Raw genomic sequence first — 15324 nt, 5'->3', positions numbered from 1 at the left:
CGTTTACTGGGGATAGCACGATGACTTTTCACCAAGCCAAGGGGCTGCGACCCATCCGGCGCTCTACCTTGAACCGCATCAGCGCGCTGGGAGTCGCGCTGATGCTGGCCTGCGCTCCGGCGCTGGCTGCCGCACCGGCTGAAAAGCCGGCCAGCACCGCCGTTGCAGCGCAGGCCACCGCGCCGGCATCGCTGGCGGTGCAGCGGATCGATTTCAAACGCGGCGAAGACGGCAGTGGCCGCCTGATCGTCGAGTTCGACGGCCAGGGCGCCATCCCTGACCTGCGCACGCAGGACAACAGCGTGGTGGTCGACGTCGGCAATGCCCGGCTGCCGGCCAACCTGCAGAAGCCGATGAACGTCACCGACTTCGCCACGCCGGTGCAGCGCATCGACGCCAGGCCGTCCGGCGCAGGCACCCAGCTGGTGCTGAGCACCGGCGGCGCGGTTGAATCGCTGGCCTACCAGAGCGGCAACGAGTACGTGGTGGAGATCAGTGCCCGCAAGGCACCAGCCGCCGTCGGTGCCGTCACCGCAGGCAGCGTCACCCAGGCCGCCAAGGGCGTGCCGCAGCGTGGCTACAGCGGCAAGCCGGTGACCTTCAACTTCCAGGACGTGCCGGTGCGCACCGTGCTGCAGTTGATCGCCGAAGAATCCAACCTGAATGTCGTGGCGTCCGATTCGGTGCAGGGCAATGTGACCCTGCGCCTGGTCAACGTGCCGTGGGACCAGGCACTGGACATCGTGCTGCGCGCCAAGGGCATGGACAAGCGCCAGGATGGCAGCGTGATCTGGGTCGCGCCGCAGGCTGAGCTGGCCAAGTTCGAGCAGGAAAAGGAAGACGCACGCATCGCCATCGAGAACCGCGAGGATCTGGTGACCGATTACGTGCAGATCAACTACCACAGCGCCTCGCAGATCTTCAAAGCGCTGACCGAAGCCAAGGGCATCGGTGGCGGTGGTGGTGGCAGTGGTGGCAGCAGCTCCAGCAATGAAGAGAGCGGCTTCCTGTCCTCGCGCGGCCGCATCGTGGCCGACGAGCGCACCAACACCCTGATGATCAGCGACATCCCGAAGAAGATCGCGCGCATGCGTGAGCTGATCAACGTGATCGACCGCCCGGTCGACCAGGTGCTGATCGAGAGCCGCATCGTCATTGCCACCGATACCTTCGCCCGCGAGCTGGGTGCGAAGTTCGGCATCAGCGGCAGCCGCGACAATGTGTACTTCGGTGGCAACCTTGATTCCACCCTGAAAACGCGCAACTCGCAGGTGGCCGCCGATACAGCCAACGCCAACGCCGTGCGTGACTGGATCACTGGTGGCAGCGTAGGCCCCGCTCCGGTTCCGATTTCGTCCACCATTGAACGTGGCTTGAACTGGAGCCTGCCGGTGGCCTCCACCAGCAACCCGGGTTCGCTGGCACTGTCGATCCTCAACGCGGGCTACCTGCTGGACGTCGAACTGTCGGCCATGCAGGAAGAGTCGCGTGGTGAAGTGATCTCCAACCCGCGCGTGGTGACCACCAACCAGCGCGAGGCCCTGATCAAGCAGGGTAAGGAAATCGGCTACGTGACCATCAGCGGCGGCGGTGCCGCCGGCGGTGCCGCCACCCCGAACGTCCAGTTCAAGGAAGTGGTGCTGCAGCTGAAGGTCACCCCGACCATCACCGACGACAACCGTGTGTTCCTGAACATGGAGGTCAAGAAGGACGAAGTGCAGCGCTACATCACCCTGGCCGGTTACGGTGAAATCCCGGAAATCAACCGCCGCGAAGTCAACACCGCCGTGCTGGTGGAAGACGGCCAGACCGTGGTGATCGGTGGCGTGTACGAGTTCACCGACCGCAGCAGCGTCAGCAAGGTGCCGTTCCTGGGCGACGTGCCGTTCCTGGGCAACCTGTTCAAGAAGCGTGGCCGCAACAAGGACAAGGCCGAACTGCTGGTGTTCGTGACCCCGAAGGTGCTGCGCGTGGCCAAGAAGAGCTGAGCCAGCCATCACACGCTGTTCGAACCGGGGCCGCCATGTGCGGCCCCGTTTCGTTGTGGCGCCACGCCTTGCGCGGATGGCCATTCATCCGTCCTTGATCCAATCCCGGGACCGGCCTGCGATGATGTGGGGAACCCGTGCCACCCCGCGCCGGTCAAAGGCCCCCATGAACCTGCCACCGCCGATGCCCGATTCGTCGAACGCGCCGCCTGACGCGCCAGCCACCGCGCCGCCCGCGCAGGCCCCCTCGCAGCTGCATGCGGCCTTCATCGGCCTGCGTGACGCCCTGTCGGCCGAGATCGTCGGCCAGGCCGCGCTGGTCGAGCGCCTGCTGATCGCCCTGCTGGCCGACGGTCACCTGCTGGTTGAAGGCGCCCCCGGCCTGGCCAAGACCACCGCCATCCGCGCGCTGGCCTCGCGCCTGGAAGCCGATTTCGCCCGCGTCCAGTTCACCCCGGACCTGCTGCCGGCCGACCTGACCGGTACCGAGATCTGGCGCCCGCAGGAAGGCCGCTTCGAATTCGTGCCGGGCCCGATCTTCCATCCGATCCTGCTGGCCGATGAAATCAACCGCGCCCCGGCCAAGGTGCAGTCGGCCCTGCTGGAAGCCATGGGCGAGCGCCAGGTCACTGTCGGCCGGCATACCTATGCGCTGCCGTCGCTGTTCCTGGTGATGGCCACGCAGAACCCGATCGAGCAGGAGGGCACGTTCCCGCTGCCCGAGGCGCAGCTGGACCGCTTCCTGATGCATGTGCGGATCGGCTATCCCGACCAGGCCGCTGAATCGGAGATCCTGCGCCTGGCCCGCGAGCGCGCACGTGGCGCCCTCGGCGACGCGGCGCCCGCACCGGAAAAGCTGCCGATGCAGGTGGTCTTCGACGCCCGTCGCGAAGTGCTGGACCTGCACATGGCGCCGGCGCTGGAGCGTTACCTGATCGAGCTGGTGCTGGCCTCGCGCGATCCGTCGCGCTATGACGCCGGCCTCGGCCGCCGCATCGCCTGGGGCGCAAGCCCGCGCGGCTCGATCGCGCTGGAGCGCTGTGCGCGTGCGCGGGCCTGGCTGGCCGGTCGTGACTTCGTCACCCCCGATGACGTGCGCGCCGTGGCCGCCGATGTGCTGCGCCACCGCGTGCTGCCCAGCTACGAAGCCACTGCCGAAGGCTGGGATGGCGAGCGCCTGGTGCAGGAACTGCTGGCCCGCGTGCCGGCACCCTGAGCCTGCGCATGTCCGATCCATCCGCGCCACAGAGCGCCCGCGTGGTCGAAGGCGATGGCCTGCGCCCGCAGCTGGCCGAACTGGTGGCCCTGCGCCGCCTGGCCCAGCGACCGCCACCGCCACGCCGTGGGCGTGCCGGCAATGCCGGCCAGGCGCCCTCACCGTTGCGTGGGCGCGGCATGGAGTACGCCGAATCACGCGAATACGTCGCCGGCGATGACGCGCGGCACATCGACTGGCGGGTGACCGCACGCACCGGCCGCGCCCACACCAAGCTGTTCCAGGCCGAGCGCGAGCGGGTCAGCCTGATCGTGGCCGACACCTCGCCCGCGCTGTACTTCGGCACGCGCGTGCGCTTCAAATCGGTGCAGGCCGCACGCGCCGGTGCCGTGGCCGCATGGTCGGCGCAGCGTCGTGGCGACCGAATCGGCGCCCTGCGCGGCAGCGACCGTGAACCACCGATCGCGCCAGCCGGCGGGCCGCGTGGCGTGCTGCGCGTGCTCGACGCACTGACCCGCTGGTACGCGCAACCGCCCGCCGATGACCTCGGCCTGGAGCGTGCGCTGGACCACGCCGGACGCGTGCTGCGCCCCGGCGCGCGCATGCTGGTGCTGGCCGATCCCCAGCAGGCCCTGCGCATCGCGCCGGCGCGCTGGAGCGCCCTGGCCCAGCACCATGACCTGACCCTGCTGCTGCTGGTCGACCCGCTGGAACTGCAGCCGCCGTCGGCACCGCTGCAGTTCCTGGCCGCACAGCAGCGCATCGGCCTGGACCTGCGCCGCAGCGAGGTGCAGGACCACTGGCACGCACACTTCGTCGAACCGCTGCAGGCGCTGCGCCAGCAGCTGGCCGCTCGCCGGGTCGATGTGCAGATCCTTTCCACCGACGCCCCCAGCGATGCCTGGCTGGCACCTGCGCCCACCGAGGTGCCGGCATGAGTGCGGCCCTGCCGCTGCGCGATGTCGCGCTGCCGCCGCCACCGTCGTGGTGGCCGCCCGCACCGGGATGGCTGATGCTGGCCGCCGTCCTGCTGCTGGTGCTGGCCATCCTTGTGTTCATCAGCCATCGCCGTCGCCGCCGTCGCCAGCGCTGGCTGCAGCAGTTCGACCGGGAGCTGCAGGCCGCGCCCGCCGCAGCGGCCGAGCTGGCCGCCATCGCCGGGCTGCTGCGCCGTGCCGCGCGGCTGGCCCAGCCCGGCAGCGAAGCCCTGCATGACCAGGCCTGGTGGCAGCGGATCGATCCGAAGGATCAGCTGCCGGAGCCGCAGCGTCGCCTGCTGGCCGAAGGCGCCTACCGGCCGCAGGTCGCAGCAGGCGACGTGGCCGAGGTCCGTCGCTGGGCGCGCGAGCGATACCTGCAGTTGCTGCAGGAGCGCCGCCGATGAGCCTGCTGGCAAGTTACTGGCCCTGGCCGGACCTGCAGCTGGCCTGGCCGCTGGCGCTCTTCGCGCTGCCTGTGCCGCTGCTGATGCACCTGTGGAAACGCCGCGCCGACCCCGGTGCAGCCCTGCGCGTGCCCTATGCCGCAGCCGAGCTGCAGGCATTGTCCGGGGGCGGGCGTATCGATGCGTCCTGGTTGCGCACGCTCATCCTGTGGTTGGCGTGGGCCGCGTTGTGCGTGGCGATGGCACGGCCGCAGCAGCTGGGCGAGGCCATCACGCCGCCGCAGCAGGGCCGGCAGATGATGCTGGCGATGGACGTATCCGGCAGCATGAGCGAGCCGGACATGGTGCTCGGCTCGCAGGCAGTGGAACGACTGACCGCGGCCAAGGCGGTCCTGGCCGACTTCCTCGACCGGCGTGCCGGTGATCGTGTCGGCCTGCTGGTCTTCGGTGACCGCGCGTACACCCTCACCCCGATCACCCCCGACCTGGCCAGCGTGCGCGACCAGCTGCGCGACAGCGTGGTCGGCCTGGCCGGGCGCGAGACCGCCATCGGCGATGCGATCGCGCTGGCGGTCAAGCGCCTGCGCAGCCAACCCGAAGGACAGCGCGTGCTGATCCTGCTGACCGACGGCGTCAGCAACGCCGGTGTGCTGGAGCCGCTGCGCGCGGCCGAACTGGCCCGTGCCGAAGGCGTGCGCGTGCACACCGTCGCCTTTGGCAGCGATGGCAGCATGCGCCTGTTCGGCATCCCCATCGCCAGTGATCGTGATCCAGTGGATGAAGCCACCCTGCGCAGGATTGCCGAGATGACCGGGGGCCGATTCTTCCGCGCCCGCGACACCGACGAGCTGGCTGGCATCTACGCCGAGCTGGACCGGCTGGAACCCATCGCCGCCAAGGGCCCGAGCCTGCGCCCGCGCAGCGAACGCTATGCCTGGCCGCTCGCGCTGGCCCTGTTGCTGGGCGCGCTGGCCTGGTTGTGGCCGGAGCGACGCCGATGATCGCGACCTTCCTGCAGAAGCTCCACGCCGTCCTCCCCGATGCGGGCGCACTGCATTTCCTGCGGCCGGAATGGTTGTGGGCGCTGCTGGTGCTGCCGCTGGTCATCGCCTTCACGCTGTACCGGCAACGCCGCAGCGATGCGTGGCGGCAGGCGGTCGATGCCCACCTGCTGTCGCACCTGCTGGCGGCCGGTGAGCGCCGTCGTACGCGCCTGCCGTGGGCCCTGCTGCTGGGCTGCACGCTGGCGGTGCTGGCCCTGGCCGGCCCCAGCTGGCGCCAGCAGGCGCAGCCGATGTACCAGGCCGGCACGCCGTTGGTGGTGGTGCTGGACCTGTCCAGCCGCATCACCGCCACCGACCTGCCGCCTTCGCGGCTGCTGCAGGCGCGGGCGAAGATCGGTGCGCTGCTGCGTGCGCGGCAAGGGGGCCAGGTCGCCCTGGTGGTGTATGCCGACGATGCCTACACCGTTGCACCGTTGACCGATGACACCGCCAACGTAGCGCTCTATCTGGATGCGCTGGCCCCGGATGTGATGCCGCGCGATGGCCAGCATGCCGACCGTGGCATCGACTGGGCCACCCAGCTGCTGCGCCAGACCGGCACGCTGCGCGGGCGCATCCTGCTGGTCACTGACCAGGCCGATGCTGCCGCTGCTCTTGCCGCAACGCAGGCGCGCAGCCTCGGCCTGCAGGTGTCCGTGCTGGGGCTGGGCACGCCCACGGGCGCAGCCTATCGCGATGGCAGCGGGCAGATCGCGCAGGCGGCGCTGGATGAAGGCAGCCTGCGCACGGTGGCGACCGCCGGTGGGGGCCAGTACGCGCGCATTGCCGCCGATGACCGCGACCTGCGCGCGCTGGACGTGCTGGATGCCAGTGATGGCCCTGCACGGCAGGGCGCGGGGCAGGGCAGGCAATGGCAGGACGAAGGTTACTGGCTGCTGCCGCCGCTGATGCTGCTGGCCCTGCTGGCGTTCCGCCGCCGCGCGGTGCTGGCCGCGGTGCTGGCGGTGGGGCTGTTGCCGCTGTCAGGCAACCTGCAGGCGCAACCCCGCAACACATCGGCCACGGAAACCGGCACGCTCTGGCAGCGTGCCGACCAGCGCGAGCACGAACGCATCGCCGAAGGCGTGCAGGCCTACCGCAACGGCGATTTTGATACGGCGCGCGCGCGCTTCGAAGGCATCGACAGCGATGCCGGCCTGTACAACCTGGGCAACGCGCTGGCGCGGCAGGGCGACTACGACGGTGCCATCGCCGCCTACGACCGCGCGCTGGCAAAGCATCCCGGCATGGCCGACGCGGTGGCCAACCGTGCGGTGGTGGACGCCGCGCGCAAGCGCAAGCCGCCGTCCAGCAAGGACCAGAACAACCGCTCCAACCAGGACAAGCAACAGGGCCAGCAGCAGCCGCAGCAAGGGCAGCAACAGGGCCAGCAGGGTTCGCCGGGGCAGCAGGATCCCAAGCAGGGGCAGCAGGATCCGCAGCAGGGCCGGCAGGATCAACAGCCGCCGCAGCAGGGCAAGCCCGGTGACAAGGACCGCCAGGACGCCGGTCCGCAGGCCGCTGATGCAAAGGCGCAGGCACAGGCCGATGCGGAACAGCGCCAGCGCATGCAGCAGGCCATGCAGCAATCCAGGCCGGGCGAGCAGGGCAAGCCCGCTGTACGCAGCGACGGGCGTACGCCGCAGCAGCGCGAGGAACAGCAGGCCGTGGACGCCTGGATGCGCCGCGTGCCCGATGACCCGGGCTCGTTGCTGCGCACCAAGTTCCAGCTGGAAAACGAACGTAGAAAGAGGGAAGGGCGATGATCGGCGTGCCGCGCAGGACACTCCACGTGACGGTGCTGCTGGCGATGCTGCTGGCCTGGCTGCCATCGGCCGCGCTGGCGCAGACGCGCGCGTGGCTGGAGACGACCAGTACCCAGCTCGGTGAACCGGTCACGCTGCAGGTGGAAACCGACCAGGGCAGCCCGGACTACGCGCCGTTGAATGCCGATTTCGTGCTGGGCGCGCAGGGCAGCAACCGCCAGGTGCAATGGAGCAACGGCAGCATGCAGCAGCGCACCGTCTACTCGGTGACGCTGACCCCGCGCCGCAGCGGCACCCTGCTGGTGCCCTCGCTGCAGGTGGGCAGCCAGCGCACCGAGCCGCTGCAGCTGCAGGTGGGCGCGGGCACGGTGGCCACCGCACAGAGCAATGCCGTCGCCTTCGTCGAAACCGAGGTGGATGATGCGCAGCCCTACGTGCAGCAGAGCGTCGGCGTGGTGGTGCGCCTTTACTTCGCCTCGCAGCTGGCCTCCGGCGAGCTGGTACTGGATACGCCCGAGGGCGCGTCGCTGCAGCGGGTGGGCGAGGACCGCACCGACGTGCGCCAGATCAACGGCCGCCGCTACAACGTGGTGGAGCGGCGCTTCCTGCTGATTCCCGAACGCAGCGGGCCGTTGCGCCTGCCCGGTGCCCGCTTCAACGGGCGCACCGCGGGTGGCTTCTTCGATGATTTCTTCGGCGCCGGCGGCGACGGGCGCATGAATGCCGTCGCCCCCGAGCGTACCCTGCAGGTGCGCGCGCAGCCGGCGCAGGCACCGCAGCCGTGGTTGCCGCTGCATGGGCTGCAATTGCGCTACACCACGGCGCCGGACAGTGCGCGTGCCGGCGAAGCGGCCACCGTGGTGGTCGAAGCCGTGGCCAACGGCGCGACCCGCGCCCAGTTCACTGATCTGCCGGTGCCCGACGTGGGCGATGCCGGGCAGGTCTTCGCCGAGCCGGCCCAGTACGATGAGACGTTCACCGGCAGCACGCCGCGCTTGAAGATCACCCGTCGCTACTCGATCGTGCCGCGCCAGGCCGGTACGCTGGTCGTGCCCGGGCCCAGGCTGGCCTGGTGGAACGTGGACAGCGGCAGCGCCCAGCAGGCCACGCTGCCGGACCTCACGCTGGCGGTGGCCGCCGGCCGTGGCGGCGCTCCGGCCGCGCAGCCCATCGACACACAGGCCGCGCTGCCCGGCGACGACGCGCCGCCGGCCGCACCGACTGCAGTGCCGCTGGGGGCCGCGGACGCGCGCCCGTGGCCGTGGATCGCCGCCGCCGCCGGCCTCGCCCTGTTGTGGCTGCTGACCCTGGCCTGGGGCTGGCGCCGTGGCCGCCGCGTGTCTCCTGCAGGGTCGCCCACGGCCGCAGGCGCCAGCCACAGCGGAGTTCCGCGCGGCAGCGTGGCCGAGCTGCGCCGTGCGCTCGACGGCGAAGGTTTCGACCAGGTGCAGGCGCAGTTGTGTGCGATGGCCGGCGTCGAGCGCCTGGAGCAGGTGATCGAACGCCTGGCTGATCCAGCCCAGCGCCAGGTGCTGCTGGACCTGCAGGCCGCGCGCTGGGGCGGGCAGGGCGAAGCCTCCGCACTGCGTGCACGCCTGCGCGAATGCTTCCGTGACGGACCGCACTGGTCGACACCGCAGGAGGCCGCCGACACTGGGCTGGCGCCGCTGTACCCCACGCAGCGACGCTGAACCGGCGCGGCTTGCGCGCTTTGTTAGAGTAGATTCATTTTTCGAGGAACGCCGCGTATGACAGCAGCTGCTGCCGACAAGAAGAAGTTGCCCCTGCACTGGAAGATGGGCATCGGCTTTGCGATCGGCCTGGTCCTGGGACTCACCGTGCATGCCCTGGGCGGCAGCGTCGATGGCCTGCAGGCCGGTGCCAAGTGGGTCATGGACTACATCACCACGCCGGCGTCGGGCCTGTTCCTCAACCTGATCTTCATGCTGATCGTGCCGCTGATCTTCTCGGCGCTGATCATGGGCGTGTCGGAGATGGGCGACATCCGCGCCCTCGGCCGCATCGGCTGGAAGACCCTGGCCTACACCGTGCTGCTGTCCGGCATCGCCGTGGGCATCGGCCTGGTGCTGGTCAACGTGCTCAAGCCGGGCGCCGGCGTCGACCCGCAGACCGCCGCGCTGATGCTCTCGGAGAACGCCGAGCGCAGCAAGGAAATCGTAGCCGGCATCCATGGCACGCCAAAGGGCATGGACATGCTGCTGTCGATCGTGCCGAGCAACGTGCTGCAGGCCGCGTCGGACAACGGCGCCATCCTGTCGCTGATGTTCTTCGCGCTGATGTTCGGCATCGGCATGGTGCTGACCGATGAAGCGAAGGTCGCCCCGCTGCGCCGCGCCATCGAAGGCGTGTTCGAAATCTCGATGACCCTGATCAACCTGGTCATCCGCCTGGCCCCGTATGCGGTGGCCTGCTTCATGTTCAACCTGGCCGCGCTGTTCGGCTTCGAGCTGATCATCCGCCTCGGCGCCTACGTGGGCGTGGTGGTGCTGGCGCTGGGCCTGCACATGATCGTGACCTATGGCGCGGCGGTGTGGCTGTCGGGCCGTTCGCCGCTGTCGTTCTTCCGCGATACCCAGGAAGCGACGGTCATGGCGTTCTCGACCGCCTCCAGCAACGCCACCCTGCCGACCGCGCTGCGCGTGGCCGACCAGATGGGCCTGCCGCAGCGCGTGTCGCGCTTCGTGCTGACCGTGGGCGCCACCGCCAACCAGAACGGCACCGCGCTGTTCGAGGGCGTGACGGTGATCTTCCTGGCCCAGTTCTTCGGCGTGGACCTGTCCATCGGCCAGCAGGTCATGGTGATGGCGGTCTGCATCCTGGGCGGCATCGGCACCGCAGGCGTTCCCTCCGGCTCGCTGCCGGTGGTGGCGATGATCTGCGCCATGGTGGGCGTGAACCCGCTGGGCATCGGCCTGATCCTGGGCGTGAACCACTTCCTGGACATGTGCCGTACCGCGCTGAACGTGACCGGCGACCTGGCCCTGACCACCCTGGTGGCCAAGGGCGAGGCCGCGGACACCCCGGCCGAGGCCGCTGCCGCCGCCGCCCGCCTGGACAACTGATCCCGGCAACACCTGAACGGGGTCGGATCCCTTTCCGCCAGGAAAGGGTTCCGGCCCCGTTCTGTTTCGGGGCGACGTTGACCTGACCCTGCCGGGCGTCTGTGGGACAATGGCGCGCCCGCAGTTTCGCGGCCGCCTCCCGATTCCGACAGAACCATGACGCAGCCTACCCGTCGCCAGTTGGCCAACGCCATCCGCTTCCTTGCCGCTGATGCGGTTGAAACCGCAAATTCCGGCCATCCCGGCATGCCCATGGGCATGGCCGATATCGCCGAAGTGCTCTGGAACGACTTCCTCCGGCACAACCCGAACAACCCGCAGTGGTTCAACCGCGACCGCTTCGTGCTGTCCAACGGCCACGGCTCGATGCTGCAGTACGCGCTGCTGCACCTGAGCGGCTACGACCTGCCGATCGAGCAGCTGAAGCAGTTCCGCCAGCTGGGCAGCCACACCGCCGGCCACCCGGAACGCCACGAGACCCCGGGCGTGGAAACCACCACCGGCCCGCTGGGCCAGGGTTTCGCCAATGCCGTGGGCTTCGCCCTGGCCGAGAAGCTGCTGGCACAGCGCTTCAACCGCCCGGAGCTGGAGATCGTGGACCACCGCACCTGGGTGTTCATGGGCGATGGCTGCCTGATGGAAGGCGTGTCGCACGAAGCCGCTTCGCTGGCCGGCACCTGGGGCCTGCACAAGCTGGTCTGCTTCTGGGACAACAACCACATCTCCATCGACGGCAACGTCGAGGGCTGGTTCACCGACAACACCCCCGAGCGTTTCGAGGCCTACGGCTGGAACGTCGTGCGTGATGTCGACGGCCATGACCCGGAAAGCATCAAGGCCGGCATCGAGGCCGCGCTGTCGCAGAGCGACAAGCCGACCCTGATCTGCTGCCGCACCACGATCGGCTTCGGTTCGCCGAACAAGGCCGGCAAGGAATCCAGCCACGGCGCCGCCCTGGGCAAGGACGAACTGGCCGCCACCCGCAAGGCGCTGGACTGGAACTACGGTCCGTTCGAGATTCCGGAAGAGATCTACGCCGGCTGGCGTGCCGGCGGTACCGGCACCCTGCGCCAGGCCGAGTGGGAACAGCAGTTCGACAAGTACGCTGCGCAGTACCCGGCCGAAGCCGCCGAACTGACCCGCCGTTCGCATGGCGAACTGCCGGCCGACTTCGTCGCCCAGGCCGACGCCTACATCGCCAAGGTCGCCGCTGAAGGCGCCACCATCGCCTCGCGCAAGGCCTCGCAGCTGGCCATCGAAGCCTTCGCGCCGCTGCTGCCGGAAATCGTCGGCGGTTCGGCTGACCTGGCGCACTCGAACCTGACCCTGTGGAAGGGCAGCAAGTCGGTGGCCAGCGATGATGCCAATGCCAACTACGTGTACTACGGCGTGCGCGAGTTCGGCATGACCGCCATTGCCAACGGCCTGGCCCTGCACGGTGGCTTCATTCCGTTCGACGCCACCTTCCTGGTGTTCAGCGATTACGCCCGCAACGGCGTGCGCATGAGCGCGCTGATCCCGGCCCACGCGATCCACGTCTACACCCACGACTCGATCGGCCTGGGCGAAGACGGCCCGACCCACCAGCCGGTGGAGCACCTGGCCTCGCTGCGCTACATCCCGAACAACGACGTGTGGCGCCCGTGCGATGCCGTCGAGTCGGCCGTGAGCTGGAAGGCTGCGATTACCCGCCAGGACGGCCCGAGCTGCCTGGTGTTCAGCCGCCAGAACCTGCCGCACCAGCCGCGCAGCGCCGAGCAGATCGCCCAGATCGAGCGCGGTGGCTACGTGCTGGCCGACGCCGCCGGTACCCCGGACGTGATCCTGATCGCCACCGGTTCGGAAGTCTCGCTGGCCACCGAAGCCAAGGCCCAGCTGGACGCCGCCGGCCTGAAGACCCGCGTGGTTTCCATCCCGTCCACCGACGTGTTCCTGCGCCAGGATGCGACCTACCGTGAATCGGTGCTGCCCAATGCCGTGCGCAAGCGCGTGGCGATCGAAGCCGGCGTCACCGGTTTCTGGCGCCAGTTCGTCGGCCTGGACGGCGCGGTGATCGGTATCGACACCTTCGGTGCCTCGGCCCCGGCGGACAAGCTGTTCAAGCACTTCGGCATCACCACCGACCACGTGGTGGCCGCGGCGAAGGCGCTGTAAGCAGCTTCGCGAAGCAGAAAGGAAAAGGCCGGCGCAAGCCGGCCTTTTTCGTTGGCCAAGGCAGATCCACGCCATGCGTGGATAACCGCTACATCGCCCCGCGCACGTCCATCAGTGCGAACCCCAGCAGGTTCAGCCCGCGCCACTGCGCCGGGTTGTGCGCGTCGGCGTGGTCCTTGGCCAGGCCGATGCCCCAGATGAAATCCACCGGGCTGGCTTCGACCAGCACCCAGCCTTCGGTCGCGCGCAGGAACGCCCCCAGTTCCGGGTTCTGGGCGAACTTTGCCTTGTTGCCGTCCACCACCAGCTGGTAGCGCGCCTGTACCCAGCGCGCTTCGTCGAAGCCTTCGATCTGGCGGCCCAGTGCCTTGGCCTTGTCCGGTGTGGTGCTGGCGATGATCCTGTCGAGCAGCTCGGTGGCACCGAACAGGCGCGCCTTGCCGGCCATCATGTAGTGCTCGGCGGTGCGGTAATGCACGCCGTCGATGTCGAAGCCAGCGTCATACCACTGGCTGAAACAGGAGGCGGACACACCGCTGCGCGGTGGCTGGTGGCCCCAGAAGCAGAGGTAACGCAGGTCTTCGCCTGCAGCCTGGCGCTGCTGCAGGTCATGCAGGAAACGGGAATCGTCTTTCATCGCTACAGGATAGCGTGCCGCCGTGCCCAGGTAGGTGCCAACCTTGGTTGGCACTGATGCTTGTCCGCCGGGCATGGCCCGGCGCTACCACCGCGCAGTTACGCGGTGCGGGCCAGGGCCAGGCGCAGCAGCCGTGCGTTGAGGCGCTCGCCGAACTCCTTTGGTGCCTGCAGGCCCATGCGCTGCAGGTACACCGCATCACCGTCGCCGGCCGGCTGCCGCAGCGCTGCCCAGACCGTGCGCAGCATGTCACCGCGCGTCTGCGTGTTCGATTTCAGCCAGCCCAGTGCCTTCACCAGCACCTGCTCGATCTCGTTGAAATCGCTGCCCAGCGGGTAGTCGGGCAGGGTGCCATCGGCACGGAACGGGGCCAGTGCCGCGGCCAGGGCCTGCGGTGTGTTGCGCTGTTCGCGCTGCGGGTCCGGGTGCCGCCCTGTACGCAGCTTGCGCGATGCGTAGGCCTGCTGCAGCAGCCCCGCCTGGAACGGCGCTTCGGTGATCGCGGCCATCGCCTGCACGCAGTCGTCGTCGGTCAACGCGCGCAGGTCGGCAATGCCGTACTCGTTGAGGTAGATGTCGCGCAGGTGGCGCGGAATGGTCGTGTGCCCATAGTTCCAGCGCACGTTCGAGGCGCGCTGGCCCTTGTCGTCGCGCGCGGCCCGGAACATCAGCACGCTGCGCGCTTCCGGCAGCGCATGCGCCATCGCCACGAAGTTGTACTGCCCGCCCACGCCGGACACCACGCGGCCGTCGTCCAGCGCATCGGACACCGCCGCACCCAGCGCGGTGGCCATCATGCAGGAATTGAAGAAGCGCGCATGGCGGCGCTGCAGGCGCTCCAGCGTCTCGTTGCCGCCGTACAGCTGGTTGATCTCGCTGATGCGGCGCATGCCGATCGCGCGGCATTCGTCCTCGGGCAGCGTGCGCAGCCATTCGTAGAACTCGGGCGAGCCGAGGTAGAACGCGCCGTGCAGGTACTCGCCCTCGGCTTCCAGCGTGGCATGGTCGATGGACAGCGTGCTGCCATTCTCGATGCGCTGCATGAGCGCCAGATCGTCGTGCACCTTGCGCCGGATGACGCCGGTCTGCACCAGCCGCCGGAAGCCTTCGTTGAGCATTTCGCTGCAGCCGTACAGGCCCACCTCGAACGGGTCCAGCCCGCCGATTTCCTGCACCAGCGGGTGGCTGGGCAGCTGCGGGTCCAGCGCGTTCAAGACGCGGCGGTAGCGCGCGTTGTCGGTGTGGCGCAGCACCAGCGCATGGCTGAGTGCATCGGCCAGGGTGCCGATGCCGATCTGCAGCGTGCCGCCATCGCGTACCAGGGTGCTCGCGTACAGGCCGATGGCGTAGTCCGCATCGGCCACCGGCTGCCGTGGCAGGCCGAACAGCGCCGGGTACGGCGGCGGCGGGGTGATGACCAGATCGAAGAAGGACACATCCACCGTGGCCGTGCCGCCCAGGTAGGGCAGCTGCGGGTCGATCTCGGCCACCAGCAGCGGGCGTGGCAGTCCACGCGCGGCCATCGCGTCCAGGGTGTCCTGGGTGATGTCGTTGTTGCACGACAACGAGAGCCGGCGATCGTCCGGGCGCATCGCCACCTTCTGCACGATCACGTGCGGCGCGCGCTGCGCCACGGCATCGGCGGCATGCGTGTAATTCAGGCTGGTGTAGCTGGACTGCGCCTGGCGCGAGCCGAGCAGCGCACCGGACTGCATGTAGAACTCCTCCACCTCCACATGCGGGGGCAGCGCATCGCGGGCGATCGCATCGGCGTAGGCCAGGCGCGGGAAATCCTCGCCGAAATGGCGCTGCACGAACGGCGCCATGAAGCGCGCCTCCAGGCCATCGCCGCGTGCCTTGGGCGGGTTCAACGACAGTGCGGTGTACAGCTGCAGCGGCCGCGACGCATCCCCTTCCACCCGCGCATACAACGCATTGAGCAGCCGGTGCGGCTTGCCCAGTGCCAGCGGTGCCCCCACCCGCAGCGGCCCGTCCACGCGCGCGAACAGCCAGTCAACGGCGGCGTCGAGGTCGGTCAGGTGTTCGGTCATGC

The 15324-nt window shown here is 69.2% G+C and carries 11 protein-coding genes; 9 read left to right on the top strand and 2 right to left on the bottom strand.

The window, feature by feature from the left end; translation table 11 throughout:
- Positions 1-20 precede the first annotated feature (20 nt).
- The 9 genes from C1927_RS16930 (at position 21) to tkt (ending at position 12634) form a co-directional block, all read left to right on the top strand.
- Entirely contained in the window at positions 21-1988 is a 1968-nt protein-coding gene (locus tag C1927_RS16930) for a type IV pilus secretin PilQ family protein (protein ID WP_108747281.1), read from the top strand.
- Positions 1989-2154: 166 nt separating this feature from the next.
- Positions 2155-3204 carry a MoxR family ATPase gene (locus C1927_RS16925; protein WP_079223032.1) on the top strand — a complete coding sequence of 350 codons (1050 nt, stop codon included), beginning with the start codon at positions 2155-2157 and terminating at the stop codon, positions 3202-3204.
- A gap of 8 nt (positions 3205-3212) precedes the next feature.
- Positions 3213-4142, top strand: coding sequence for a DUF58 domain-containing protein (locus C1927_RS16920; RefSeq protein WP_108747280.1), 930 nt, complete (start codon positions 3213-3215; stop codon positions 4140-4142).
- Positions 4139-4588, top strand: a complete 450-nt coding sequence (locus C1927_RS16915) for a DUF4381 family protein (protein WP_108747279.1) — start codon at positions 4139-4141, stop codon at positions 4586-4588. The genes C1927_RS16920 and C1927_RS16915 overlap by 4 nt, the downstream gene beginning before the upstream one ends.
- Positions 4585-5589: a VWA domain-containing protein gene (locus tag C1927_RS16910; protein WP_108747278.1), complete on the top strand. Its 1005-nt coding sequence runs from the start codon at positions 4585-4587 to the stop codon at positions 5587-5589. The genes C1927_RS16915 and C1927_RS16910 overlap by 4 nt, the downstream gene beginning before the upstream one ends.
- Positions 5586-7397 carry a VWA domain-containing protein gene (locus C1927_RS16905; protein ID WP_174208695.1) on the top strand — a complete coding sequence of 604 codons (1812 nt, stop codon included), beginning with the start codon at positions 5586-5588 and terminating at the stop codon, positions 7395-7397. Before C1927_RS16910 ends, C1927_RS16905 begins: the two co-directional genes overlap by 4 nt.
- A 44-nt stretch (positions 7398-7441) precedes the next feature.
- Positions 7442-9088, top strand: coding sequence for a BatD family protein (locus C1927_RS16900; RefSeq protein ID WP_254051594.1), 1647 nt, complete (start codon positions 7442-7444; stop codon positions 9086-9088).
- A 57-nt stretch (positions 9089-9145) separates the two neighbouring features.
- Positions 9146-10480 (top strand): dicarboxylate/amino acid:cation symporter, encoded by a 1335-nt coding sequence (locus tag C1927_RS16895; RefSeq protein WP_079223022.1) that lies wholly within the window; start codon positions 9146-9148, stop codon positions 10478-10480.
- Between the two features lie 156 nt (positions 10481-10636).
- Positions 10637-12634, top strand: coding sequence for a transketolase (tkt, locus tag C1927_RS16890; RefSeq protein WP_079223020.1), 1998 nt, complete (start codon positions 10637-10639; stop codon positions 12632-12634).
- Positions 12635-12722: 88 nt separating this feature from the next.
- On the opposite strand, the gene C1927_RS16885 is transcribed toward tkt, so the two are convergent.
- Positions 12723-13325, bottom strand: a complete 603-nt coding sequence (locus C1927_RS16885; protein WP_237771968.1) for an NADAR family protein — start codon at positions 13323-13325, stop codon at positions 12723-12725.
- Between the two features lie 44 nt (positions 13326-13369).
- A complete protein-coding gene (locus tag C1927_RS16880) occupies positions 13370-15322 on the bottom strand; it encodes an acetyl-CoA hydrolase/transferase C-terminal domain-containing protein (RefSeq protein WP_079223017.1) in 1953 nt (650 codons plus the stop codon).
- Positions 15323-15324 lie beyond the last annotated feature (2 nt).

Origin of the sequence: Stenotrophomonas sp. ZAC14D1_NAIMI4_1 (assembly GCF_003086775.1) — a bacterium.
In the GTDB taxonomy this organism is placed as follows: domain Bacteria; phylum Pseudomonadota; class Gammaproteobacteria; order Xanthomonadales; family Xanthomonadaceae; genus Stenotrophomonas.
This window is presented reverse-complemented; position numbering and strand designations above follow the sequence as displayed.